Source organism: Muricoccus nepalensis (assembly GCF_006438825.1).
In the GTDB taxonomy this organism is placed as follows: Bacteria; Pseudomonadota; Alphaproteobacteria; order Acetobacterales; family Acetobacteraceae; genus Roseomonas; species Roseomonas nepalensis.
Map to the genome: position 1 here is coordinate 53,232 of NZ_RCZP01000007.1, position 22,905 is coordinate 76,136.

The following is a 22,905-nucleotide window of genomic DNA, read 5'->3' on the forward strand; positions in this document are numbered from 1 at the left end:
GCCGCCAGCGCGCGGCCACGCCCGTGACGCTGCCGGACGGGGAGACCCGTCCGGCGGGGCGAACCCTTCGGGTCGCCGACAGCGTCGCGCCGGTTCAGTCGGGCGCGTAGAACGCCTCGCGCACGGCGTTCGCGACCGGGCCCGAGCCGATGACGGCCGTCTGGGTCATCACCACCCCGACGACGCGGTTGGTCGGGTCGATCCAGAACTGGGTGCCGTAGATGCCGCCCCAGCCATAGCTGCCGGCGGGAAGGCCGGTCTTGGCGGCCGCCGGGTCGGTCACCACGCCAAACCCCAGGCTGAAGCCCCAGCCGGGCCCGCGAAGGGTGGGCAGGCTGCCCGTGGCGTTCGCCGTCATCTGCCGGACGGTCTCCGCGCGCAGCACGCGGGCGCCCTCCAGCTCGCCCTCGTTGAGCAGCATCTGCGCGAAGCGGGCGTAGTCGCCGAGCGTCCCGCTCATCCCCGCGCCACCCGAGTGGTAGGCGACGGGCGAGAAGGCGCGGTTCGGGTCCAGCGTCGCGGTGCCGCGGGTCGCCGGGTAGGGCACGCCCTCGGTCGCGATCACCGCCACGTAGCCCGTGCCCAGCGTGCCCGTCGGCTGCGCGGGGCGCGTGACGGGCACGAAGCGCGACCGCGTCGCCTCCGGCGCGTTGAAGGTCCAGCTCTCGAGCCGCAGGGGCTTCGCGATGCGCTCCGTGACGAAGGCGCCGAGCGAGCCGCCGGTCACCCCCTCGATCACCGCGCCCAGCACGTCGGTGGCGAGGGAGTATTCCCAGCTCGTGCCCGGCTGGTAGCCGAGCGGCGCCGAGGCGAGCCGCCGCATCGCCTCGGCGGTCGTGACGTCCGGCTGATCCAGCCCGTCGGTGACCCGCGCCTCGTGGTAGGCGTCGACGACGCGCGGGCGGTTGATGAAGTTGTAGGAGAAGCCGGCCGTGTGGGTCATCAGCTCGCGGATCGTCGGCGGGCGCTCGGCCGGCGCCTCGCCCCCGTCGAGGCCGCGGACGCGGAGGCTCGCGAAGGCCGGGAGATAGCGGCTGACCGGCTCGTCGAGCCCGAGGCGCCCTTCCTCCACCAGGATCATCGCGGCCACCGAGGTGGCGGCCTTGGTCATGGAGGCGAAGCGGAAGAGGTCGTTCTCGCCGATCGGGGCGGTGCCGCCCGCCTCGCGCAGGCCGGCGATGCGGCTGTAGACCGGGCGGCCCTCCTGCAGGATCAGCACCGCGATGCCCGGCGTGCTGCGCCCCTCCACGAGCCCGCGCACGGCCTCGTCGAGCTTCCCGGAGCGCGCTTCCGGCGTGCGCGCCAGGGCCCCCGTGGTCAGGGCACCCGCGCCCAGCAGGGCCAGCAGAAGCCGACGTGAGATCATTTCCTGGTTCTCCCCTCCGGGTTGCTCTCCCGGTGGGCTCATTCGGGCGCGGCGTGTCCCGGGGGTCAAGCGTCGTCGCCGACGCGGCGCGGCGCCCTCAGAACACCGCGTGGTCCCCGCGGTCGGGCGCCGCGGCGCCGGCGACCAGCGTCCGGTAGAACTCCGTCAGCGTCTCCGTGCCGGTCGAGGGGGTGGCCGCGGCGTCGTAGCGCCCGGTGGCGGGGTCGAGCACCAGCATCGACTCCGTGGCGTAGTAGCGCCCGATCCGCGCCAGCTCCGCCTTGGCCGCGAGGGAGGGCGCGACGCGCGCGGCGAGGTCCAGCCCGCCGATGATGCCGTCGAGGAGGGCCACCGGCACGCGGCGGAAGCGCGGCGCGCGGCCGAGCAGCGCGAAGAGGGTCTCGCCCTGTTGCCGCGGCGTGATCGCCTCCCCCGGGCCGCCGATCGGCAGCACGCGGTTGCGGCAATCATCGCTCTCCAGGCACTCGACGATGTAGCGGGCGAGGTCGCCGTCGCTGATCGGCTTGCAGGCGGTCCGCTCGCCGTCGCCGAAGACGAGGAAGGGCTTCCCGCGCCGCACCCGCTCCACCTGGCCGGACAGCGACTTGAAGAAGGCCGTCGGCCGGATGATCGAGTAGGGCATTCCCGATCCCGCCAGCTCCGCCTCGAAGGCGAGCTTCGCGTGCTGGAAGGCGAGGAGCGGCTTCTGCACGCAGAGCGCCGAGAGAAGCACGAAGCGCCCGACGCCGACCCCCTGCGCGGCGGCGAGGGCATCCGCGTGCATCCGGTGGTCCACCGCCCAGGCGTCGCGCGGCGCCCCGGTGCGCGAGGCCAGGCAGGACACCACCGCGTCGAAGCGCTCGCCCCGGAACCCGTCCCGGGCGATGGAGTCCGGGCTGCCCAGGCGGACCGCGCGGAAGACGGCGTCCTCGGCCCGCCAGTCCCGCGGCGGCGCGTCGCCCGGCCGGGGGCGCACGAAGCAGACCACCTCGTGCCCGCGGCGGCGCAGCGCGCGCCGCGTGGCCGTGCCGATGGTGCCCGTGGCGCCGAGAAGGCAGACGCGGAGGGGAGGGGAGGAGGGCCGCTCGCCGGCGGGAAGCTGCGTTGCCGTCACCGGTTGTCCCTGGAAGACCCCCGCCATTGGCGCCGGAAATCCCCTCCGCCGCAACGCCGGCGCGGCGCCCGCCCTCCGCCGCGGCCGCGCCGGATCAGGCCCGCCGCATCACCGTCCGATGGGCGAGCACCAGCCGCCGGACCGTGTTGAGGCCCGGCGCCGCCGGGCTCAGCCGGTGGAGAAGCGCCATCGTCTCCGCCGGATCAACGGCGGCCGCGAGGCCCGCGCCGGCGCCGCCCTGCCGCGGCGGGACAGTCGAGGTTGGGTCGGGCTGGAGGGGATCGGCTGGCACACGTTTTTGTTATCATCTCGATCACGCGTTCGTCAGAGGTTTCGGCGCGCGGTGAAGCAAAGCCCCAGCCTGTGGCCGGCACGATACCTCCGCCGGGCCGCGCAACGCTCAGGTCGGGCGATCCTTCAGCCGCGCGGCAAGGGCGGCGGCGCCGTCGACCAGCAGGTTGATGTCGTTGGCCGCGACGACGAGCCCCGCCCCGAGGTCGAAGCCGAGCGGCCCGAGCAGCGCCTCGGGCACGCCGATCACGGCGAAGCGCAAACCGTTCTCCCGCGCCGCCGCGGCCACCCGGACGAAGGCCCGCGCCACCTCGGGATGGTCGAGCTGCCCGGGAAGGCCGAGCTCCGCGGCCAGGTCGTTCGCGCCGACCATCAACGCGTCCAGCCCGGGGGTGGCGGCGATAGCCTCCACCGCGCCGAGCGCCGCGCGGCTCTCGATCATCGGCACGATGACCGTGGCGGCCTCCGCCTCCGCCATGAAGCGCGGCGCCGGGGGCATGCGGTAGCCGAACTGCGGCAGCGGCGCGGGCAGGGAGCGGCGGCCGGCCGGGGCGAAGCGGCAGAGGGCGACGACGCGCGCCGCTTCCTCCGGCGTGTCGACATGCGACACCACGACGCCCTCCGCCCCGACGTCGAGCGCGCGGGCGAGGTCGGGGTGGTGGGGGCCGCCCACGCGGACCAGGGCCGGGAAGCCGGCGGTCCGGGCGGCGACGGCGAGGTTGCCGGCCTCCCCGATCGTGATGGGCGAGTGCTCGAGGTCGATGAGCAGCCAGTCGAAGCCGGCGCTCCGGGCCACGAGCACGATCTCCGGCGTGCGGAGGACGCAGGCGGCCAGGCCGAGAAGCCGCTCGCCGGCCTCCAGGCGCCGGCGGAAGATGTCGGTCACCGGATCCTCTCCCCGTGGCTTGGACAGCGCGCCATCCAGGCCACGGGGACGGCGCCCCGGCAAGCCCCGGACGGCGGGCGGCGCCTTCCCGTCAGTCGACGGTGATCCGCGCGTCGCGGACGACCTCCGCCCATTTCCGCCGCTCGGCCGCGGCGAAGTCGCGGAAGGCGTCGGGCGTGTTGCCCGAGGGCTCGGCGCCCTCCGAGCGGATGCGCTCGCTCACCTCCGGCGTGCGGATCGCGGCGGCGATCTCGCCCTGCAGGCGCTCCAGCACCGGGCGTGGCGTGCCGGCGGGCGCCATGATCCCGTACCAGGCGCTCATCTCGTAGCCGGGCACGCCCGCCTCGGCCACGGTCGGGACCTCCGGCAGGAGGGGGACGCGGGCGGCGGCGGTGACGGCGAGCGCCCGCGCCAGCCCGTCCCGCACCAGACCGATCGAGGAGGGCAGCGTCGCCGGCATCATCTGGAGCGTGCCCGAGACGAGGTCGTTCAGCGCCGGCCCGGCCCCGCGGTAGGGAACGTGCTGGATGTCGATGCCCGCCTTCAGCGCGAAGTAGGCGCCCGCGAGATGGTTCGCCGAGCCGTTCCCGGCAGAGCCATAGTTCAGCGCGCCCGGCTGCCGCCGTGCCAGGGCGAGCAGCTCGCCGAGGGTCGCGACGGGAAGGCGGGGGTTCACCAGGATCAGCAGCGGGGCCGCCGCCAGCAGCGTCACGGCCGCCAGCGCCTCCGCGGGGTCGGGGCGGAGGTTGCGGAAGAGGCTCGGGTTCACCGCGATCGGGCCGATGTTGCCGACGAGCAGCGTGGTGCCGTCCGGCGCGGCCTCGGCGGCGAGCTGCGTCGCCAGGTTGCCGGCGCCACCGGGGCGATTGTCCACCACGATGGTGGTGCCCAGCCGCTGCCCCGCCTTGTCGGCCACCGCGCGGGCGAGCACGTCCGTGCCGCCGCCGGCCGCGTAGGGCACGATCAGCCGGATCGGCCGGCCCGGCCAGCCCGCCGGCAGGTCCTGGGCCCGCGCGCGGCCGCTGCCGAGAAGGGCGGGCAGGGCGAGCCCCGCCCCGCAGACGCGGCGCCTGAGCATCCCCGGCCCCTCCCGTCCCGGCCCGGCGGTCAGGCGAGCGCGGGCAGGGCGCGCAGGCGGGCCGCGATCCGCTCGCCCGTCGCCGCCGTCCCGAGCCGCCCGCCGACATCGGCCGTCGATTCCCCCGCCGCCACGGCGTCCGCCACCGCCGCCTCGATCGCCCGGCTGGCCTCGCCGAAGGCGCGGCTTCCCAGCCGGTCCGCATGCCAGTCGAGGAGCTGGGCGGCGGAGAGGATGAGGGAGAGCGGGTTCGCCCGGTCCTGCCCGGCGATGTCGGGCGCCGAGCCGTGCGCGGCCTGCGCCATGGCGTGGCGCGCGCCGGCGTTCACCGACCCGCCGAGGCCGATGCTGCCCGACAGCTCCGCCGTCAGGTCCGACAGGATGTCCCCGAACATGTTGGTGGTGACGACGACGTCGAAGCGGGCGGGGGCGCGCACGACATGGGCGCACATCGCGTCGATGATGATCTCGTCCAGCGCCACCTCGGGGAACTCGGCGGCCACCTTGCGGCACTCCTCGAGGAACATCCCGTCGCCGATCTTGAGCACGTTGGCCTTGTGCACGGCCGTCACGCGCTTGCGGCGCGTCATGGCCAGGCGGAAGGCCGCGCGCGCGATGCGCTCGCAGCAGGGGCGGGTGATGCGGCGGAGCGAGACGCAGACATCCGGCGTCACCAACATCTCGCTGCCGCCCGATTCCATGTTGCGGTCGGCGTAGAAGCCCTCGGTGTTCTCGCGCACCACCACGAGGTCGAACGCCGAGACCGCGTGGTGGGTGACGCCCGGGTAGGTCCGGGCGGGGCGGATGTTGGCGAAGAGGTCGAGGTTCTTGCGGAAGAACATGGAGGGGTTGATCCCGCCCTTGCTCTCGTCCGTGTACTCGAAGGTGGACATCGGCCCGAGCACCAGCCCGTCCGCCGCGCGCACCCGCTCCAGCAACTCCGGCCGCACCGTGGTGCCGTGGCGGCTGAGGCTCTCGTGGCCGGCGATGTCGTGCTCGAGGCGCAGGCCGAGGCCGAAGCGCTCGGAGACCGCCTCCAGCACGCCCACGGTCGCGGCCGTGATCTCCGGCCCGATGCCGTCCCCGGGCAGGACGATCAGGTGCATGGCGTTGCGCTGGCTCATCGGCATCCAGTCCGGTTCGGATACCCTCGTATCCCAGAGCATCCCGGCCTGTCGAGGCGCCGCTTGGCGAGGAGGGCCGCGCGCCCTATCCAGGCCCCATGAAGCCCGCCGCCCGCCCCCCCACGCCCGACCTCGGGCGGGACGCCTACGAGCGGGTGAAGGCCGCCATCCGGGAGGGGACCCTGCCGCCCGGCACCCGGCTAACCGAGGCGGAGCTGGTCGCGCGGCTCGGCATCTCGCGCACGCCGATCCGCCAGGCGCTGACCCGGCTGGAGACGGAGGGGCTGGTCAGCCACGAGCCGCGGCGGGGCGTCGTCGTCAGCCGGCCGGACCACCAGCAGGTGATCGAGCTCTACTCCATCCGGGAGGTGCTGGAGGGCACCGCCGCCCGCTTCGCCGCCCAGCACGCCAGCGAGGCCGAGCTGGAGGCCCTCACCCAGCTTGTGGCCGGGGAGGGGCGGGTGCTGGACCGCCCGGCGGAGCTGTCGGCCATCAACCTTCGCCTGCACGCCCTGCTGCACCGGGCGGCGCACAACCGCTACCTCCTCCGCGCCCTCGCGCAGCTCACCGACAACATGGCGCTGCTGCCGACGATGCTCGGCGACCCCGCCCGCGCGCGGCAGTCGCACGAGGAGCACCGCGCGCTGCTCGAGGCCCTCAAGCGGCGCGACGGGGCGGCCTCGGAGGCGGCGATGGCGGCGCATCTGCGCTCCGCCCAGCGCCACCGCATCGCCTGGCTGCTCCGCCAGCTCGACGGGCGCGCGGAGGGCTGAGCCGCGGCGCCTTCAGCCGAAGCCGTAGAGGCGCGCGGGGTTCTCGACGAGGATGCGCCGCCGCGCCACCGGGTCGGGGAACCAGTCGGCCAGCCGGCTCAGCGCGGCGCCGTCGTCGATGGGATCGAAGGGCTCGACCGCCGCGGGGTCGCGCCGGGCGCCGCCGGGATGGGGCCAGTCGGTGCCCCAGACCACCCGGTCCGGGTTGGCCTCGAACAGGGCGCGCGCCAGCGCCCCGGCGTCGGCGGCGCCGGGCTGGTCCGAGATCCGGTGCGGGGCGGAGATCTTCACGTAGGCCCGCCCGGCCCGCAGCAGCGAGAGCAGCGCGCCGAAGCCCACCTGGCCCGGGCCCTGCGCCGCGCGGGCGCGGCCGAAATGGTCCACCACGAGGGGCACGGGCAGCGCCAGGAGGGCCTCGTGCAGCGCCGCGATCACGCCGAGGTTGGTGTAGGTCTGGACGTGCCAGCCGAGCGGCGCGACCCGCGCGGCGGCCCTCTCCAGCAGCGAGCGGGCGGCGGCGGGGTCGTGCTGGCCGGCCGTCTCGAGGTTCACGCGCACGCCGCGCACCCCGTCGGCGTGCATCCCCTCCAGCGCCGCGTCGGCGGTGCCCTCGTCGATCACCGCCACCGCGCGCGCCCGCTCGCCCAGGCGGCGCGCCGCGTCCAGCGTGCACCGGTTGTCCGTGCCGTAGGGGCTAGGATGCACGATCACCACCCGCTCGATGCCGAGCGCGTCGTGCAGGGCCAGCAGCTCCTCGACCGAGGCGTCGCCGGGCGTGTAGGCGCGGGCCGGGTCGAGCGGGTAGCGCGCGGCCGGGCCGAAGACGTGGACGTGGCAGTCGCAGGCGCCCGCGGGCACCTCGAAGGCCACGGGGCTGTGGGCTACGCCCATCACCGTGCCCGGCGTGCCCGCCTTCACCGGCCGGCCCTCCGCCGGGCGGCGTTCGTGATGTCGTTCGCGTGCATGGCGTCCCTCTCCGTCTTTCTCTGTCCGGGGGAAGGTTCCCCAGGATGGCCGGCCTGTCCAACGGCCAGGGCCGGGCAACCATGCCCTTCGCCCTCGCGTTGCGACCGCATTCGGAGACCGTCCCATCCCGCCCCCAACACCCCTGCGGAGCCAGGCCAGGCCCGGCCCCCTCGACGCCCTGCGCGCGCTGCTGCCGGGCGTCCTGGCGGAGGCGGCCGAGCTTGACCACGACGGCGCCTTTCCCTCCGGCTCGGTGGCGGCGCTGCGCGAGGCCGGGCTTCTCGCCGCGCCCCTCGCCACCGGCCTGGGTGGGGCGGGCTGGGGGCTGGAACCCCTGGCCGCCCGCGACACCGCGACCGCCCTCCGCCTCGTCGGCCGCGCGAGCCTGCCTCTGGGCCGGCTCCTCGAGGGCCACGTCAACGCACTCCGCCTCGTCCAGCGGCGCGGCGCGCCCGCCGCGGTGCGCCTCGCCGCCGAGGAGGCGCGCGCCGGGCTTCTCTTCGGCGTCTGGAACACCGAGGCGCCGGGCGAGGCGCCGCTGACGCTCGGCGCCGACGGCGTGCTGCGCGGGCGGAAGATCCTCTGCTCCGGCGCGGGCCACGTCGCCCGCGCCCTCGTCACCGCGCGGGACGCCGCCGATCCCGCGGCGCCGCCGCGCATGGTCCTCGCCCCGCTCGCGCCGGCGGAGCGGGCCGACCTCTCGCCCTGGACGGCGCAGGGCATGCGGGCCTCGGCCACCGGCGCGGTGGACTTCACGGGGCTTGCCGTGGGGGAGGAGCGGGTCGTCGGCTCGCCCGGCGACTACGCGCGCCAGCCGGACTTCTCGGCCGGCGCCTGGCGCTTCGCCGCCGTCCATTGCGGGGGCGCGGAGGCGGTGCTCGGCCACCTCCGCGACCACCTGCGCCGCACCGGCCGCGGCGGCGACCCGCACCAGGCGGCCCGGCTCGGCACGGCCGCGCTGGCGGTGGAATCCGCCCGCCTCTGGGTGGAGGCCGCGGCCGAGCGCGCCGAGGCGCCGCGGGCGGCGGAGGACCCCGGCGAGGGCGCGATCGCCTTCGTGAACCTCGCCCGTCTGGCGGTGGAGCGCGCGGGGCTGGACGTGCTGGAGCTCGCCGCGCGCTCGGTCGGCCTCTCCGCCTACATGCGCCCGAACCCGGTCGAGCGCGTCATGCGCGACCTCGCCACCTACCTCCGCCAGCCCAACCCGGACGGCGCCCTCGCCGCCGCGGCGCGGCACGTCCTCGAGGCGCCCGGCCACCCCGGCGACCTCTGGGACTGACGGGGTGCGCGCGGGCGATTGGCTCCGGGCCGCGGAGCGCGACCTGCCGCTCCTCGATGATCCCAGCCTTGTCGTGGGCGACGGCCCGGTCCTCGTCCTCGCGCCGCATCCCGATGACGAGAGCCTCGGCTGCGGCGCGCTGCTCGCGGCCCTGGCGGCGGCCGGGCGGACGGTGCGCGTCGCCGTGGTGAGCGACGGCGGCATGTCGCACCCCCATTCCCGCGCCTACCCGCGGGCGAGGCTGGCCGCGCTGCGGCAGGAGGAGACGCGCGCGGCCGTCGCCGCCCTCGGCCTCGACCCCGCGCGGGACCTCCTCTTCCTCGGGCTGCCCGACGCCGCCGTGCCGGAGGGCGGGCCCGCCTTCGAGGCGGCGCTGGCGCGGCTCCGCGAGGACCCCGCCCCCGCCACCATCCTCGCGACCTGGCGGCACGACCCGCACCGGGACCACGTCGCGACCTGGCGGCTCGCCGAGGCGCTGCGGCGCGGCGTGCCGGGCGCCCGCCTGCTGGCCTATCCCGTCTGGGGGCTCGCCCACGCGCACCCGGTCCCCGGCTTCCCGCTGCCGCCCGAGCCGGAGCTCGAAGGGCCGCCGCGCGGTGTCCGCTTCCAGGCCGGGCCCTGGCTCGCGGCCAAGCGGGCGGCGGTCGCCGGCCATGCCTCCCAGCTCGGACGCGTGATCACGGACGATCCCGGGGGCTTCGCCCTGCCCGAGGCGGCGCTCTCCCTCGCCTTCCGACCCTTCGAGCTGTTCCTGGAGGAGCCGCCGTGAGCGAGCGCGCGAACCGTTCCCTGCCGGCCGAGTACTTCGACGCGCTCTACGCGCGCGACCCCGATCCCTGGCGCTTCGAGACGAGCGACTACGAGCGCGGCAAGTACGACGCCACCCTCGCCGCCCTGCCGTGTGCGCGCTACGCCCGGGCGCTGGAGGTCGGCTGCTCCATCGGGGTGTTGACGGCGGACCTCGCCCCGCGCTGCGAGGCGCTGCTCGCCCTGGACGCGGCCGAGGCGCCGCTCCGCCGCGCCCGCGAGCGGCTGGCCGGCCAGCCCCACGTCGCCTTCGCCCTCGCCGGCGTGCCGGCGGCCTGGCCGGAGGACGCGGCGCCCTTCGACCTGATCCTGCTGTCGGAGGTCGTCTACTACCTCAGCCCGCCCGACGTGGAGCGGCTGGCCGCGCGCGTCGCGGCCTCCCTCGCGCCCGGCGGGGACGTCCTGCTGGTCCACTGGACCGGCGAGACCGACTACCCCCTCTCCGGCGACGAGGCGGTGGAGCGCTTCGTCGCGGCCTCGCCCGGCCTGGAGGTCCGCCGGGCGGAGCGCGCGGAGCGCTACCGGCTCGACCTCCTCCAGGCTCCCGGGCTCAGGCCCCCCGCAGGGCGCTGAGGAGCGCCGCGGCCCGCGCCGTCTCGGCGAGGAGCGCGCCGGCCGGGAGCGCGCGGCGGCTGAGCGCCGGGGCGGCCGTCTCCAGCTCCTCCCAGGCGCGCCAGAAGCCGCGCCGCGCCGCGATGTCCACCAGCCGATCGACCCCAAGGCCCAGCGCGCGGGCCAGCCGCCGCGGGTCGCCGCGCCCGGCGCGCAGCCGGCGGAGCGCGCGGCGGCGGCGGAAGCGCCGGAAGGCGTCGCGCACCGGCTCCAGCCGCGGGTCGGTGGGCGCCGCGTCCTCGTCCTGCAGGCGGTGCCGCATGGTGTCGGCCATGCCCCCCGCCGCCCGCCCGTCGAGCCGGCAGGAGACCGTCACGCGGGCGTCCGGGCAGTGGCGGACCCGCATGTCCGCCCGAAGGAGCGCGGCGAAGAGGGCCCGGTCCTCCCCCGACGGCACCAGCGGCAGCCCGCCGATGCGGCGGTAGGCGTCGAGCGTGAGGGCGATTGAGGCGCCGGAGTGGATCCCGTGCCGCGGCCAGGGGTCGTGCGGGTCGGGGTCGAGGCGCGCCGCCAGCTCGTCGAGCAGGGCGGCGTAGCGGGCCTCGCGCTGCTCGCGCTCACGGAGCGCCTCGGGCAGCGCCCCCCACTCGTCGAGGGCCGGCCGGATGGTGCCGGCCACGGCCTCGGCGCCGGCCGCCAGCGCCGCAAGGTTGGCCCCGAGCCAGCCCGGGTCGGGCCGCCCGTCCGCGTCGGTGGTGAGGATGGCCGCGCCCGGCGGGCCGCCGGCCAGCAGCTCGGCCGCGGCGTCCATCGCGGCCCGGCGCGCCCCGCCGGCATGGGCGCGCGCCGCCGGGAGCACGGCTTCCCGCACGAGGAGCGGGTAGGACAGGCCGGGCGCGAGGCCGCGCGCGACCTCCGCGGTCCGGTCCCGGCAGTTGTTCGCCAGCAGGAGCACGGCGAAGGACCCCGGGCGCAGCGGGCGGCCGCGGGCGTCGCGCTGCCCGTCCAGCGCCAGCAGGCAGGCGGGCAGGCAGGCTTCCTCGTCACGAGCGGGGATGGCGATTACGGCGGAGGCGCCGCGCAACCGCTCGTCGGGCGGCACCGCCGCCCCTTCCTTGTCGTGCATCCGATCTCCGAACGTCGCCGGCCACGGCGCCCGGAGCGCAGGCCTCGCGGGGACGTGGCACCGTAACGACGCTTGCCGAGGTGCGGTCGGGATCGAGCACGGGACTTTGATCCATGTTAGCGGACGTAAAGGCGAGGAATCGAAGGCCCTTGCGCGCCCGCGCCGGGGCGCCAGAGTGTCCGCGCCCCGGGACCCGCGCCCGGGCCTGAGGAACCCGGAGGAAACGCGCCATGCCCGCCAGGCCGTTGAACGTTGCGATCGTGGGGGGCGGCATCGGCGGCCTGGCCGCGGCGAACGCGATGCTCCGCCGGGGCCACCGGGTGACGGTTTTCGAGCGGGCCGACGCGCTGGGCGAGGTCGGCGCCGGCGTCTTCATCTTCCCGAACAGCCTTCGCCAGATGGAGCGCCTCGGGCTCGGTCCGGAGTTGGCGCGGCTGGGCGGCAAGGTCGGCCCCGCCTCGCGCTACTGCCGGATGGACGGCACGGTCGTCGGCCCGATCCCGACGACGGACTCGAGCGGCTGGAACGGCATGTACGGCATGCACCGGGCCGACCTGCTGAACACGCTCGCCGCCGCCCTGCCGCGCGAGGCCATCCGCACCGGCCATCGCTGCACCGCCCTGGAGCAGGACGGGGACACCGCGCGGCTTCGCTTCGAGAACGGCCGCACGGCGGAGGCCGACCTCGTGGTCGCGGCCGACGGCATCCACTCGGCGCTGCAGCGCTACGTCGTCGAGCCGATGCCGCCCGAGTACTCGGGCTCGCGCGCCTACCGCGGCCTCGTCCCGCGCGACCGGCTGCCGGGCTGGCGGGAGGAGGCGCACCAGGTCTGGATGGGCGACGGGAAGCACTTCATGGTCTTCCCTGTGCGCGGCGGGCAGCTCCTGAACTACGTCGGCTTCGTGCCGACGAGCCACCAGACCGTCGAATCCTGGTCCGCGGTCGGCGACCGGGACGAGCTGGCGGCCTCCTTCGCGGGCTGGGACGCGCCGGTGACGGCGCTGCTGTCGAAGGTGGAGAGCTGCTTCTGGTGGGGCCTCTACGACCGCCGCCCGCTGCCGTCCTGGACCCGGGGGCGCCTCGCCCTGCTCGGCGACGCCGCGCACCCGATGCTCCCGCATCTCGGCCAGGGCGCCAACCAGGCGATCGAGGACGGCGTCGCCCTCGCGGTGCTCCTCGAGGGCTGCGACCCGGCGGAGGTGCCGGGTGTTCTGCCGCGCTACGAGGCGCTGCGGCGCGTCCGCACGGACGTCATCCAGGCCGAGGCGCGGCGCAACGGCCTGCGCTACGATTCCCGCTCGGGCAGCCTCGAGCAGCGCGACCGGGAGATCGCCAACGCGGCGCGGTTCCGCCGCCAGCTCTACGACTACGACATCGAGGCCGCGGCCCTCGCCTTCCGGGAAGGGCGGGACGTCTCGGCCGGGCTGGAGGTCGCGCTGACCTGACGCGCCCCCTCCGGGGCCGCGCGGGTAGGACGATCGAGGGAGGGAAGAGCATGCGGCGTCGTGCGTTCGGCGCGGTCCTCGGGGCGGCGGGCCTCCCGGCCCTGGTCCCGCAGCGCGGCCAGGCCCAGGCGGGCTGGCCGGCCCAGCCCGTGCGGATCATCGTGCCCTTCCCCGCGGGCGGCACGGCCGATTCCGTCCCGCGCCTCGTGGCGGAGGGGCTGCGGGCGATGTGGCGGCAGCCCGTGGTCATCGAAAACCGCCCGGGCGCCGCGGGGAACATCGGCACGGCGCATCTCGCGAACGCCGAGCCGGACGGCACCACGCTGCTGGCCTCGCCGCCGCCGCCGCTGGCCATCAACCAGCACCTCTACGCGCGCCTCCCCTTCGACCCGGCGCGGCTGCGCGCCATCACCATCATGGGCACCTCGCCGAACGTAGTGGAGGTCTCCAACCGGATGGAGGTGCGCAGCCTCGCGGAGCTCATCGCCCTGGCCCGGGCGAAGCCGGGCGGCATCAACGCGGCCAACCAGGGGCTGGGCACCACGTCCCACCTCACCGCCGCGATGTTCGAGGCGGCGGCGGGCGTGAGGTTCAACCACGTGCCCTACAGCGGCACGGCGCCTGCGCTGAACGACCTCGTGGCGGGGCATGTCGACCTTCTCTTCGACAACCTCTCCTCCTCGCTCTCCTTTCACCTGGCCGGCTCCACGCGGATCCTCGCCCTCTGCCAGGCCGAGCGCGCGCCGCAGCTGCCGGACGTGCCGACGGTCGCCGAGGCCGGGCTGCCCGGCTTCTCCGCCATCGCCTGGTACGCGCTGATGGCGCCGGCCGGCACGCCGGACGCGGTGATCGAGCGGGTGAACCGGGACGCGGTCTCGGTCATCCGGCAGCCGGAGGTGGAGCGGCGCTTCGTCGAGCAGGCGGTCAAGCCCGTCGCGAACGCGCCGGACGAGGCCGCGGCCTTCATCGCCGCGGAATCCCGGCTCTGGGGCGAGGCCGTGCGCCGCACGGGGCTGCGGCTCTGATCCCGCCGGGGCGTGCCGCCTAGAGGTCGACCTCCAGGCTGAGCAGCGCGCGGTAGCGGGGGGAGTCCCGGCCGATCCCGGCGCCTCCGCCGAAGCCCAGCGTCACCCCCTCGCTCAGCCGTTGCCGGAAGCCGATCTCGATGACGTTGGCGTCCCGCTCGCGACGCTCCTGCCGCTCGCGCACGTAGTCGAGGATGAGCGCAGTGTCGTTGCCGAGACGCTGGCTGTAGCCCGCGACCACGCGGTAGCGGTTGTGCCGCTCGTCCTCGGAGGGCGCGAAGCGGGTGATCCAGGACGCGTTGAGGTGCAGGCGCTTGTTGCCGGCGGGGTCGATGGTGCGGCTCGCGACGCCGGTGAACTGGAGCTGGGTCGCGCGGTCGCCCGGCCCGACCGGCGCGCTGGCGTCGACGGCCACCGCGAAGGCGGGCAGCCAGCGCGTCTCGCGGTTGAGGTTGTAGAGCGCGCCGGCGCTCACCTCGCCCTGGTTCGCCCGGTTCCCCGAGCCCACGACGTAGGGAAGGCTGAAGTTCAGCAGGAGGCCGTTCGCTGGGCTTGCCTGGAACTGGGGAAAGATCAGCAGGTCGTCATGGCCGCGCCGGCGGTCGAAGCGGAGGCCTGTCTGCGCCTCCCCCTGCTTCGGCTCGCCCGTGAAGGCGTCCTCCAGCGTGGTCGGCAGGAAGACGTCGAGATCGTCAATGTCCGTGGCGCGGGCGGCCGGCGCGGCCGCGAGCAGGCCGAGGCCGAGGAGGGAGCTCAGGCGGAGGCGGCTCGTGCGGGTTCGGCGGGGGGGCATGCAGGGTCTCTCTCGACGGGCGGCGGCGGGCGGAGGGTGCCGGGCGCGGGCCACCTTGCGCCGGACGGCCGTGGAATGCTCCTCCCCCGGCCGGCGCGCGGCGGGAGGGGGGCGGGTCCGCCTACAGCATCGCCCGCACGCGGTCGAATGTCCGGTCGAGGTGCAGGCCCAGCACCGCCGCCAGCCGGGCGCCGTCGCGGGCCCGGAGGGCGCGGATCATCTCCTCGTGCTCCTCCACGGCGCCGGCCCACTTGTCCGGCTCCGCGTTGCCGATGAAGCGGATATGCTTCATGCGCGCCTGGATGACCTCGTGCGTCCAGGCGAGCGTCGCGTTGCCGGAGAGCGCGACGATGGCCGAGTGGATGGCCTGGTTGATCTTGAAATAGGCCAGTGGGTCGCGCGCGGCGTACCGCTCCAGCATCGCGCGGTGGAGGGCGCAGACCGCCTCGATGCCCCCGGCCGTGCCCTCCCGGCAGGCGAGGTGGCCGGCGAGCTCCTCCATGGACCGGAGGACGACGAGGCTGTCGGACACGTCCTTGGCGCTCAGCTTCCGGACCACCGCGCCCCGCGCGGGAACCAGCTCCACCAGGCCCTCGCCTGCCAGCAGACGGATGGCCTCCCGCATCGGCGTGCGCGAGACGCCCATGCGGGCGCCCAGCACCACCTCGTTCAGCCGCTCGCCCGCCGGGATGCTGCCGAGCGTGATGAGGTCCCGCAGCCTCGCCGCGACCTCCTCCTGCAGGGGCCGGCGGACGATGCGGCCGTCCGTCGCGCTGTCCGTCCCCGGCGCCGCGGCCGGGATCGTCTCGGTTTGCATTCTGCCACCCCTGCGGCCGCTTGACGGACCGGGCACGCCTCGGTAGGCCTTGCATACTGCATACACTTCGAAGAATGAAGCGGCGGGGAGAGGGCGATGATCCAGGAAGTGGCCGTGGCCTATCGTCCCCGCCTCGCGCTCGCCATGGGCGACGCGGCGGGCATCTCGCCCGAGCTGACGGCGAAGGTCCTCGCGGACGAGGGCGTGCGCGCGGCGGCCGAGATCACCGTGATCGGGGAAGAGCGGGTCCTGGCGAAAGGTGCCCGCGTCGCCAGCGTCTCTCTCGACATCGACGTGGCCCGGGACGGCGAGCCCCGGCCGCGGCGGGCCGGCCGGCCCCTCCTCATCGACCTGCAACACTGCGACCCCGCGGAGATCCCGCTCGGGGAGATCTCGGAGGCGAGCGGGCGCTTCGCCACAGTGAACTTCCGCCGCGCGCTGGCGATGGCGGCGGGCGGGGAGGCGGACGCGGTCTGCTTCACGCCCTTCAACAAGGCGGCGATGCGCCTCGTCACCCCCGGCTACGACGACGAGATCGGCTTCAGCGCGGAGGCGATCGGCTTTCATGGCGTGGCGAAGGAGTTCAACGTCCTCGACGGCCTCTGGAACGCCCGCGTGACCTCCCACGTGCCGCTGAAGGACGTGGCCGGGCTGCTCACCCGGCAGGGCATCCTGGACAACCTGCGGCTGACCGACGACGCGCTGCGCGCGGCGGGGATCGCCCGGCCCCGCATCGCGGTGGCCGCGCTGAACCCCCATGCCGGCGACAACGGCAACTTCGGGCGCGAGGAGATCGAGGTGATCGCCCCGGCGGTGGAGGAGGGGAAGCGCGCGCAGATCGGCTGCGACGGCCCGTTCCCCGCTGACACCGTCTTCCTGCGCGCCCGGCGCGGCGACTTCGACGCCGTGCTGACGATGTACCACGACCAGGGCCAGATCGCGATGAAGCTCATCGGCTTCGACGCGGGCGTCACGCTGATGGGGGGCTTTCCCTTCCCGATCTGCACGGCCGCGCACGGCACGGCCTACGACATCGCCGGCAAGGGGATCGCCCATCCCGGCGCCATGAGGAACGCCATGCTGCTGGCCGCGCGCATGGCCGGCCGGGAGGCCGCCGCGGCCGCCTAGCGCACCACGCCGACGCGCAGACCCGCAAAGGGCGCACGGACCCCGTCCAGGAGGAGAGTTCATGAGGATGTTCCCCAAGGCGGCCGCCGTCATCGGCACCGCGTTGAGCGTGGCGCTCCCGGCGGCGGCCCAGCCCGCCTGGCAGCCGACCCGCCCGGTGGAGTTCGTGGTCACCTCCGGTGCAGGCGGGGGCACGGACCTCTTCGCCCGCACGGTGCAGGCGGCGATCACGCGCCACAACCTCGTTCCCACCTCCATCGTCGTCACCAACAAGGGGGCGGGATCGGGCGCCGAGGGCTTCGTCTACGGCCGCGGCGCGCAGGGCGACCCGCACAAGGTGATCTTCGGGACGAACAACGAGTGGCTGCTTCCGCTCGTCGCCCGGGTCGCCTGGAAGCCGCTGGACCTGACGCCGGTCACGGCGATGGCTTTCGACGAGTTCATGCTTTGGGTTAAGGAAGACGCCCCCCACCGCACGGGCGCCGACCTCGTCGCCGCGGCGCGCGAGCGGCCGGGCGCGCTGCGCATGGGCGGCAGCCAGACGCGCGACACCGACCAGACGCTGACCCTGCTGATCCAGAAGGCGACGGGCACGCGCTTCACCTACATCCCCTTCCGCGGCGGCGGGGAGGTGGGCGTGCAGCTCGCCGGCGGGCACATCGACGCCAACACCAACAACCCCTCCGAGAGCGTCGGCGGCTGGCGCGGCGGTCAGGTGCGCCCGGTCTGCGTCTTCCGCCGGGAACCGCTGCCGGTCGGCCCGCGCGTGACCGAGACTCAGTCCTGGTCCGACGTGCCCACCTGTGCCAGCCAGGGCATCGCGGTGGAGGAGTTCCGCATGCCGCGCACGGTCTTCCTGCCGCCGACCGTTCCCCCCGCGGCCCAGGCCTACTGGACCGACGTGATGCGCCGCGTGAGCGAGACGCCGGAGTGGAAGGACTACATCCAGCGCACAGCCCAGAGCGCCGCCCTTCTGGCGCCGGCCGAGATGCGCGAGATGATGGAGCGGGAGGAGCGCTCGGCCCGCGAGCTCTACGGCCCCGAAGGCTGGCTGGTGAACTGACAACCGGCGTGGGGAGGGCGGGTTGATGCTGCGCCGACTGCACCTCGAGCTGGGCTTTGCCGCCTGCGTCTTCCTCGTCGGGCTCGTCGGCCTCCGTGGCACGGCCGATCTTGATACCGGCTGGACGTCCGACGGCCCGCAGGCCGGGTTCTTTCCCCTCCGCGTGTCGCTGATCCTGATGGCGGCCTCGGCTCTCGTCGCGCTGAACGCCTGGCGCGCGCGGGTGGCGCTCTCGCGCGTCGTGGTGGTCGAGGGGGAGGGCGGCGCGCGGGTTCTGCGCTTCGGGCTGCCCATCCTGGGGATGGTCCTCGTCGCGCAGTGGCTCGGCCTCTACGTCGCCATGGCCCTTTACCTCCTGGGCGCCATCCGCTTCGCGGGCGGGCGCCGCTGGACGGTGGCGCTCGGGGTTGCGATCGGCGTCACGGCCGTCACCTTCGTCGTGTTCGAGCGGTGGTTCTCCGTCCCGCTGCTGAAGGGCCCGCTCGAAGTCATGCTGGGCCTGGGCTGAGGGGCGCGCCGATGCTGTCCAACCTCGACGCGCTGATGCACGGCTTCTCCGTCGCGCTGACCGCGCACCACCTCCTGCTCATGGTCGCCGGCGTCCTGCTCGGCATCCTGGTCGGCGTTCTGCCCGGGCTCGGCGCGCCGAACGGCGTCACGCTGCTGCTGCCGCTCACCTTCTCGATGGACCCGGTCTCGGCCATCATCCTTCTGACCAGCCTCTACTGGGGCGCGCTCTTCGGCGGCTCCACCACATCCATCCTCTTCAACATCCCGGGCGAGCCCTCCTCGGTCGCGACCACCTTCGACGGCTACCCGATGGCGCGCCAGGGAAGAGCGAGCGAGGCGCTGACCTACGCCTTCGTCTCCGCCGGCATCGGCGCGCTCGTCGGCATCGTCGTCATCACCCTTCTCTCGAGCGCGGTCGCCTCCTTCGCGCTCCGCTTCGGGCCGCCGGAATACTTTGCGGTCTACCTCCTTGCCTTCGCCTCCTTCATCGCCTTCGGCGGCGGCGCGCCGCTCAAGACGATCGTCTCGCTCGCGCTGGGCTTCGGCTTCGGGATGATGGGGATGGACACGGTGTCCGGCTCCATGCGCCTGACCTTCGACATCCCCGAGTTGATCCGCGGCATCTCCTTCCTCGTCGTCGTCATCGGCCTCTTCGGGCTCGGCGAGCTGCTGCTCACCATCGAGGAGGGACCCGAGTTCAAGGGCGCCAGCGGCCGGCTGGACCCGCGGGGCATGCTGCGCGCCCTGGCCAGCATGCCCCGCTACTGGGTGGCGGTGCTGCGCGGCAGCGCGGTCGGCGTGTGGATGGGCATCACCCCCGGCGGGCCCACGGCGGCCTCCTTCATGTCCTACGGACTGGCGCGCCGCACCTCGCGCAACGGCGTCCGCTTCGGCCAGGGCGAGCCCGAGGGGGTGATCGCGCCGGAGACCGCGGACCACGCCGCCGGCACCTCGGCCATGCTGCCCATGCTCTCCCTCGGCATCCCTGGCTCCGCCACCTCGGCGGTGATGCTCGGCGGCCTGATGATCTGGGGCCTCAACCCCGGCCCCATGCTGTTCATCGAGCAGCGCGACTTCGTCTGGGGCATGATCGCCTCGATGTACCTCGGCAACGTCATCGGCGTGATCCTGGCCCTCGCCACCGTGCCGCTCTTCGCTGCGATGCTCTCCGTCTCCTTCTCCATCATCGGGCCAGTCATCGTCACGGTCTGCCTCGTCGGCGCCTACACCGTGGCCGGCGCACCCTTCGACCTCTGGCTTGCGGTCGCGTTCGGCGTCGCGGGCTACCTGATGAAGAAGCTCGACTACCCGCTCGCGCCGCTCGTGCTGGCCATGGTCATCGGCGACAAGGCCGAGGACGCCTTCCGCCAGTCCATGCTCATGTCCAGCGGCTCGCTCGGGGTACTCTGGTCGAACCCGCTGGTGGGCACGCTCTCCACCATCGCCGCTCTCTTCCTGCTCTGGCCCCTGGCCTCGGCGCTGCTGGGCTGGCGGCGGACGAGCAAGGCGATGAGGCTGGCGCCGCCGGAGCCCGGCGCCTAGCCTTCCGCCCCCCCTTCCGAGCACCCGCCCCGCCGACGCGGGCGCGCCGCCACCCCGTCCCGCAGAGAGGACCGACGACTTGACCGACGACGCGAACGATCATCGCAAGCCCGGGGAGCTGCGTTCCCGCGCCTGGTTCGCCCGCCAGGACAAGATGGGGTTCTACTACCGCTCCTGGCTCCGCAACCGCGGCCTGCCCAACGACCAGTTCGACGGCCGGCCCGTCATCGGCATCTGCAACACCTGGTCCGAGCTGACGCCCTGCAACGGCCACTTCCGCACCATCGCGGAGCACGTCCGCTACGGCGTGCTGGAGGCGGGCGGCTACCCGCTCGAGTTCCCGGTGCTCAGCCTCGGCGAGACGCAGATGCGCCCGACCGCGATGCTCTACCGCAACCTCGCCTCCATGGACGTGGAGGAGGCGCTGCGGGCCAACCCGATCGACGGCGCCGTGCTGCTGATGGGCTGCGACAAGACCACGCCCGCCCTGCTGATGGGCGCGGCGAGCGTCGACCTGCCGACCATCGGCGTCTCGGGCGGGCCGATGCTGAACGGCCACTACCGCGGGCAGAAGATCGGCTCGGGCACGAACACCATCTCCATGAGCGAGCAGCTCCGCGCCGGCGAGATCACGCTGCGCCAGTTCCACGAGGCCGAGGCCGCGATGTCGCGCTCGGCCGGCTCCTGCATGACGATGGGCACGGCCTCCACCATGGCTTCGATGGTGGAGGCGCTCGGCGTCGGCCTGCCCGGCAACGCCGCCATCCCCGCCCCCGACGCCCGCCGCAACGAGCTGGCGCGCCTCGCCGGGCGGCGGATCGTCGAGATGGTGCGCGAAGACCTCCGGCTCTCGAAGCTCCTGACGCGTCAGGCCTTCGAGAATGCGATCCGCACCCTCGCCGCGATCGGCGGCTCGACCAACGCCGTCGTGCACCTGCTCGCCATCGCCGGGCGCATCGGCGTGCCGCTCGACCTCGAGGACTTCGACCGGCTGGCGAGCGAGGTGAACTGCCTCGTGAACCTCAAACCCTCCGGCGAGCACCTGATGGAGGACTTCTACTACGCCGGCGGCCTGCCTGTCGTGCTGCGCGAGCTCGTCGAGCGCGGGCTGATGCACAACGACGCGCCGACCGCCAACGGCCGGACCCTCGCCGAGAACGTGGCGGACGCGGAGTGCTGGAACCGCGACGTGATCCACGCCTATGACGCGCCCTTCAAGCCCCAGGCGGGCATCGCCATCCTGCGCGGAAACCTCTGCCCGAACGGCGCGGTCATCAAGCCCTCCGCCGCCTCGCCCCACCTGCTGCGCCACACCGGCAGCGCGGTGGTTTTCGAGAGCATCGAGGACCTGCACGCGCGCATCAACGACGAGGCGCTCGACATCGACGAGAGCTGCGTCATGGTGCTCAAGTACTGCGGGCCGAAAGGCTACCCCGGCATGGCGGAGGTGGGGAACATGCCCCTGCCGCCCAAGCTGCTCCGCCAGGGCGTGCGGGACATGATCCGCATCTCCGACGCGCGCATGTCGGGCACCGCCTACGGCACCGTCGTGCTGCACGTCGCGCCCGAGGCGATGGCGGGCGGCAACCTGGCGCTCGTCGAGAACGGGGACCTCATCACGCTCGACGTGGCGGCGCGCAGCCTGCACCTGCATGTCGAGGACGCGGTTCTCACCGCGCGCCGCGCCGCCTGGTCGCCGCCGCCGACGCCGCTGGCCGAGCGCGGCTACACCCGCATGTATGTCGAGCACGTGCAGGGGGCGGACAGGGGCGTGGACCTCGACTTCCTCGTCGGTGGCAGCGGCTCGCCGGTCGCGCGCGACAACCACTGAGCCGACCGTGAACCACGAGATCCTGTTCCGCGACCTCGGCGACCGTCGCATCCGCTTCGCCCTGACGGGGGCGAAAGGGGGCTTCTCCCGCACGCTGCTGGGCCAGGTCCGCCTCCTCCCCTGGCTGCAGCCCGCCGTCCTCTGCGACCTGGACCCGGCGGGCGTCGTGACCCTGCTGCGGGAGCTCCGCTTCCCCGAGGACGCCGCAGCCGTCTGCGAGGACGCGGCTGCGGCCGCCGCCGCCGCGCGGGAGGGACGCATCGCCGTGGTGCGCGACCACGCCCTGCTGGGCGCGGTGCCGCACGACGTCGTGGTGGAGGCGACCGGCCATCCCGAGGTCGGCGCCCGCGTCGCGCTCGACGCGATCGAGCGGGGCGCGCATGTCGCGATGGTCAGCAAGGAGGTCGATTCGGTCGTCGGGCCGCACCTCAACCAGCGCGCGTCGGCGCGGGGGCTCGTCTACACGACGGCCGAGGGCGACCAGCCCGCGAACCTCATCGGCCTGGTCACCTGGGCGCGGCAGCTGGGGCTGGAGGTGGTCGCCGCCGGCAAATCCAGCGAGTACGACTTTGTCTTCGACCCCGCGACCGGGCGCGTCGCCTGGACGGACCGTGAGTGCGAGGCGCCGGCCCTGGCCGGCCTCTGGCAACTCGGCGACGACGTGGCCGCGACCCTGGCGCGCCGGGCGGAAGCCCTGGCGGCGCTGCCGCAGAGCGCGACGCCCGACTATTGCGAGATGAACGTCGTCGCCAACTCCACAGGGCTGCTTCCGTCGCGCGACGCGCTCAGCTACCCGCTCTGCCGGATCACGGAGCTGGCGGACATCTTCGTGCCCCGCGCGAGCGGCGGCGTGCTGGACCGCACCGGCGTGGTGGACGTGTTCAACCTCATCCGCAGGCCGGACGAGGTGAGCTTCGGCGGCGGCGTCTTCGTCGTCGTCCGCTGCGCCGACCCCGCGACCTGGGAGACGTTGCGCGGGAAGGGCCACGTCGTGTCGCGCGACGGGCGCCACGCCTGCATCTTCCTTCCTTACCACCTCATGGGCGTGGAGACGCCGCTGTCGCTTCTCTCCGCCGTGCTCCACGGCCGGCCCTCGGGCGGCGACCGGCAGCGCGTGCAGGCGGTCATGGTCGCGCGGGCCGACCGCGACTTCCAAGCGGGCGAGGTGCTGCGCATGGGCGGCCACCACCACGTCATGGAGGACTGCACGGCCCTGCTTCTGCCGGCCGGCGAGGCGGACGGCCTCGCGCCCTTCTACCTCGCCGCCAACAAGCCGCTGCGCCGCGACGTGGCGCGCGGCAGCCTCGTCCCCGAGAGCGCGGTGGAGCTCGACGGATCGCTCCTGCAGGCGCTTCGCCGCGACACCCCTCTTCCTGCTGCCTGATCCGT

The 22,905-nt window shown here is 74.6% G+C and carries 22 protein-coding genes; 12 read left to right on the plus strand and 10 right to left on the minus strand.

Going from position 1 to position 22,905, the window contains the following annotated elements:
- Positions 1-94: 94 nt before the first annotated feature.
- The 6 genes from EAH89_RS09780 to EAH89_RS09805 all read right to left on the minus strand — a co-directional run bounded on the left by EAH89_RS09780 (position 95) and on the right by EAH89_RS09805 (position 5,859).
- Positions 95-1,366 carry a serine hydrolase domain-containing protein gene (locus EAH89_RS09780; protein WP_161993530.1) on the minus strand — a complete coding sequence of 424 codons (1,272 nt, stop codon included), beginning with the start codon at positions 1,364-1,366 and terminating at the stop codon, positions 95-97.
- Positions 1,367-1,463: 97 nt separating this feature from the next.
- A complete protein-coding gene (locus EAH89_RS09785) occupies positions 1,464-2,480 on the minus strand; it encodes an NAD(P)H-binding protein (RefSeq protein WP_241666936.1) in 1,017 nt (338 codons plus the stop codon).
- A 94-nt stretch (positions 2,481-2,574) separates the two neighbouring features.
- Positions 2,575-2,772, minus strand: a complete 198-nt coding sequence (locus tag EAH89_RS09790; protein WP_140882634.1) for a hypothetical protein — start codon at positions 2,770-2,772, stop codon at positions 2,575-2,577.
- A gap of 108 nt (positions 2,773-2,880) precedes the next feature.
- Positions 2,881-3,657 (minus strand): HpcH/HpaI aldolase family protein, encoded by a 777-nt coding sequence (locus EAH89_RS09795; protein ID WP_206667492.1) that lies wholly within the window; start codon positions 3,655-3,657, stop codon positions 2,881-2,883.
- Between the two features lie 91 nt (positions 3,658-3,748).
- Positions 3,749-4,735: a Bug family tripartite tricarboxylate transporter substrate binding protein gene (locus tag EAH89_RS09800; RefSeq protein WP_140882635.1), complete on the minus strand. Its 987-nt coding sequence runs from the start codon at positions 4,733-4,735 to the stop codon at positions 3,749-3,751.
- Between the two features lie 29 nt (positions 4,736-4,764).
- Positions 4,765-5,859, minus strand: a complete 1,095-nt coding sequence (locus tag EAH89_RS09805) for an isocitrate/isopropylmalate dehydrogenase family protein (RefSeq protein WP_241666937.1) — start codon at positions 5,857-5,859, stop codon at positions 4,765-4,767.
- A 98-nt stretch (positions 5,860-5,957) separates the two neighbouring features.
- Between EAH89_RS09805 and EAH89_RS09810 the strand changes: the two genes are divergently transcribed.
- Entirely contained in the window at positions 5,958-6,632 is a 675-nt protein-coding gene (locus EAH89_RS09810; RefSeq protein WP_140882636.1) for a GntR family transcriptional regulator, read from the plus strand.
- A 12-nt stretch (positions 6,633-6,644) separates the two neighbouring features.
- Here EAH89_RS09810 and EAH89_RS09815 read toward each other — a convergent pair whose 3' ends face one another.
- Positions 6,645-7,550, minus strand: a complete 906-nt coding sequence (locus EAH89_RS09815; protein WP_206667494.1) for an amidohydrolase family protein — start codon at positions 7,548-7,550, stop codon at positions 6,645-6,647.
- 301 nt (positions 7,551-7,851) lie between these two features.
- Between EAH89_RS09815 and EAH89_RS09820 the strand changes: the two genes are divergently transcribed.
- The 3 genes from EAH89_RS09820 to EAH89_RS09830 are packed head-to-tail and all read left to right on the plus strand — an operon-like array spanning position 7,852 to position 10,257.
- Positions 7,852-8,877, plus strand: coding sequence for an acyl-CoA dehydrogenase family protein (locus tag EAH89_RS09820; protein WP_241666938.1), 1,026 nt, complete (start codon positions 7,852-7,854; stop codon positions 8,875-8,877).
- A gap of 4 nt (positions 8,878-8,881) precedes the next feature.
- Positions 8,882-9,646: a PIG-L deacetylase family protein gene (locus EAH89_RS09825; RefSeq protein ID WP_140882638.1), complete on the plus strand. Its 765-nt coding sequence runs from the start codon at positions 8,882-8,884 to the stop codon at positions 9,644-9,646.
- On the plus strand, positions 9,643-10,257 hold the full coding sequence (locus EAH89_RS09830) for an SAM-dependent methyltransferase (protein WP_140882639.1): 615 nt from the start codon (positions 9,643-9,645) through the stop codon (positions 10,255-10,257). The genes EAH89_RS09825 and EAH89_RS09830 overlap by 4 nt, the downstream gene beginning before the upstream one ends.
- Here the strand turns inward: EAH89_RS09830 and EAH89_RS09835 are convergent.
- A complete protein-coding gene (locus tag EAH89_RS09835) occupies positions 10,235-11,362 on the minus strand; it encodes a glycosyltransferase (RefSeq protein WP_140882640.1) in 1,128 nt (375 codons plus the stop codon). The genes EAH89_RS09830 and EAH89_RS09835 overlap by 23 nt on opposite strands.
- A gap of 230 nt (positions 11,363-11,592) precedes the next feature.
- Here EAH89_RS09835 and EAH89_RS09840 point away from each other — a divergent pair, with 230 nt between their 5' ends.
- Both EAH89_RS09840 and EAH89_RS09845 read left to right on the plus strand, forming a co-directional pair.
- Positions 11,593-12,807: an FAD-dependent monooxygenase gene (locus EAH89_RS09840; RefSeq protein WP_140882641.1), complete on the plus strand. Its 1,215-nt coding sequence runs from the start codon at positions 11,593-11,595 to the stop codon at positions 12,805-12,807.
- Between the two features lie 50 nt (positions 12,808-12,857).
- Positions 12,858-13,832, plus strand: coding sequence for a Bug family tripartite tricarboxylate transporter substrate binding protein (locus EAH89_RS09845; RefSeq protein ID WP_140882642.1), 975 nt, complete (start codon positions 12,858-12,860; stop codon positions 13,830-13,832).
- Between the two features lie 19 nt (positions 13,833-13,851).
- Here EAH89_RS09845 and EAH89_RS09850 read toward each other — a convergent pair whose 3' ends face one another.
- Both EAH89_RS09850 and EAH89_RS09855 read right to left on the minus strand, forming a co-directional pair.
- Positions 13,852-14,625, minus strand: a complete 774-nt coding sequence (locus EAH89_RS09850) for a hypothetical protein (RefSeq protein WP_140882643.1) — start codon at positions 14,623-14,625, stop codon at positions 13,852-13,854.
- 121 nt (positions 14,626-14,746) lie between these two features.
- A complete protein-coding gene (locus EAH89_RS09855) occupies positions 14,747-15,442 on the minus strand; it encodes a GntR family transcriptional regulator (RefSeq protein ID WP_140882644.1) in 696 nt (231 codons plus the stop codon).
- 96 nt (positions 15,443-15,538) lie between these two features.
- Between EAH89_RS09855 and EAH89_RS09860 the strand changes: the two genes are divergently transcribed.
- The 6 genes from EAH89_RS09860 (at position 15,539) to EAH89_RS09885 (ending at position 22,900) form a co-directional block, all read left to right on the plus strand.
- Positions 15,539-16,570 (plus strand): 4-hydroxythreonine-4-phosphate dehydrogenase PdxA, encoded by a 1,032-nt coding sequence (locus EAH89_RS09860; RefSeq protein WP_241666939.1) that lies wholly within the window; start codon positions 15,539-15,541, stop codon positions 16,568-16,570.
- A 61-nt stretch (positions 16,571-16,631) separates the two neighbouring features.
- Positions 16,632-17,633: a Bug family tripartite tricarboxylate transporter substrate binding protein gene (locus EAH89_RS09865; RefSeq protein ID WP_140882645.1), complete on the plus strand. Its 1,002-nt coding sequence runs from the start codon at positions 16,632-16,634 to the stop codon at positions 17,631-17,633.
- A gap of 25 nt (positions 17,634-17,658) precedes the next feature.
- Positions 17,659-18,141, plus strand: coding sequence for a tripartite tricarboxylate transporter TctB family protein (locus tag EAH89_RS09870; protein ID WP_140882646.1), 483 nt, complete (start codon positions 17,659-17,661; stop codon positions 18,139-18,141).
- 11 nt (positions 18,142-18,152) lie between these two features.
- A complete protein-coding gene (locus EAH89_RS09875) occupies positions 18,153-19,685 on the plus strand; it encodes a tripartite tricarboxylate transporter permease (RefSeq protein ID WP_140882647.1) in 1,533 nt (510 codons plus the stop codon).
- A gap of 79 nt (positions 19,686-19,764) precedes the next feature.
- Positions 19,765-21,516 carry an IlvD/Edd family dehydratase gene (locus EAH89_RS09880; RefSeq protein ID WP_140882648.1) on the plus strand — a complete coding sequence of 584 codons (1,752 nt, stop codon included), beginning with the start codon at positions 19,765-19,767 and terminating at the stop codon, positions 21,514-21,516.
- Positions 21,517-21,523: 7 nt separating this feature from the next.
- Positions 21,524-22,900 carry an NAD(P)H-dependent oxidoreductase gene (locus EAH89_RS09885; protein ID WP_140882649.1) on the plus strand — a complete coding sequence of 459 codons (1,377 nt, stop codon included), beginning with the start codon at positions 21,524-21,526 and terminating at the stop codon, positions 22,898-22,900.
- Positions 22,901-22,905: the final 5 nt, after the last annotated feature.

What these genes read in the sequence shown, in the direction of transcription:
- EAH89_RS09800 (WP_140882635.1), bottom strand. Translation starts at nt 4,735, where the DNA reads ATGCTCAGGCGCCGCGTCTGCGGGGCGGGGCTCGCCCTGCCCGCCCTT.
- EAH89_RS09855 (WP_140882644.1), bottom strand. Translation starts at nt 15,442, where the DNA reads ATGCAAACCGAGACGATCCCGGCCGCGGCGCCGGGGACGGACAGCGCG.
- EAH89_RS09780 (WP_161993530.1), bottom strand. Translation starts at nt 1,366, where the DNA reads ATGATCTCACGTCGGCTTCTGCTGGCCCTGCTGGGCGCGGGTGCCCTG.
- EAH89_RS09810 (WP_140882636.1), top strand. Translation starts at nt 5,958, where the DNA reads ATGAAGCCCGCCGCCCGCCCCCCCACGCCCGACCTCGGGCGGGACGCC.
- EAH89_RS09845 (WP_140882642.1), top strand. Translation starts at nt 12,858, where the DNA reads ATGCGGCGTCGTGCGTTCGGCGCGGTCCTCGGGGCGGCGGGCCTCCCG.
- EAH89_RS09870 (WP_140882646.1), top strand. Translation starts at nt 17,659, where the DNA reads ATGCTGCGCCGACTGCACCTCGAGCTGGGCTTTGCCGCCTGCGTCTTC.
- EAH89_RS09840 (WP_140882641.1), top strand. Translation starts at nt 11,593, where the DNA reads ATGCCCGCCAGGCCGTTGAACGTTGCGATCGTGGGGGGCGGCATCGGC.
- EAH89_RS09835 (WP_140882640.1), bottom strand. Translation starts at nt 11,362, where the DNA reads ATGCACGACAAGGAAGGGGCGGCGGTGCCGCCCGACGAGCGGTTGCGC.
- EAH89_RS09865 (WP_140882645.1), top strand. Translation starts at nt 16,632, where the DNA reads ATGAGGATGTTCCCCAAGGCGGCCGCCGTCATCGGCACCGCGTTGAGC.
- EAH89_RS09850 (WP_140882643.1), bottom strand. Translation starts at nt 14,625, where the DNA reads ATGCCCCCCCGCCGAACCCGCACGAGCCGCCTCCGCCTGAGCTCCCTC.
- EAH89_RS09805 (WP_241666937.1), bottom strand. Translation starts at nt 5,859, where the DNA reads ATGAGCCAGCGCAACGCCATGCACCTGATCGTCCTGCCCGGGGACGGC.
- EAH89_RS09875 (WP_140882647.1), top strand. Translation starts at nt 18,153, where the DNA reads ATGCTGTCCAACCTCGACGCGCTGATGCACGGCTTCTCCGTCGCGCTG.
- EAH89_RS09860 (WP_241666939.1), top strand. Translation starts at nt 15,539, where the DNA reads ATGATCCAGGAAGTGGCCGTGGCCTATCGTCCCCGCCTCGCGCTCGCC.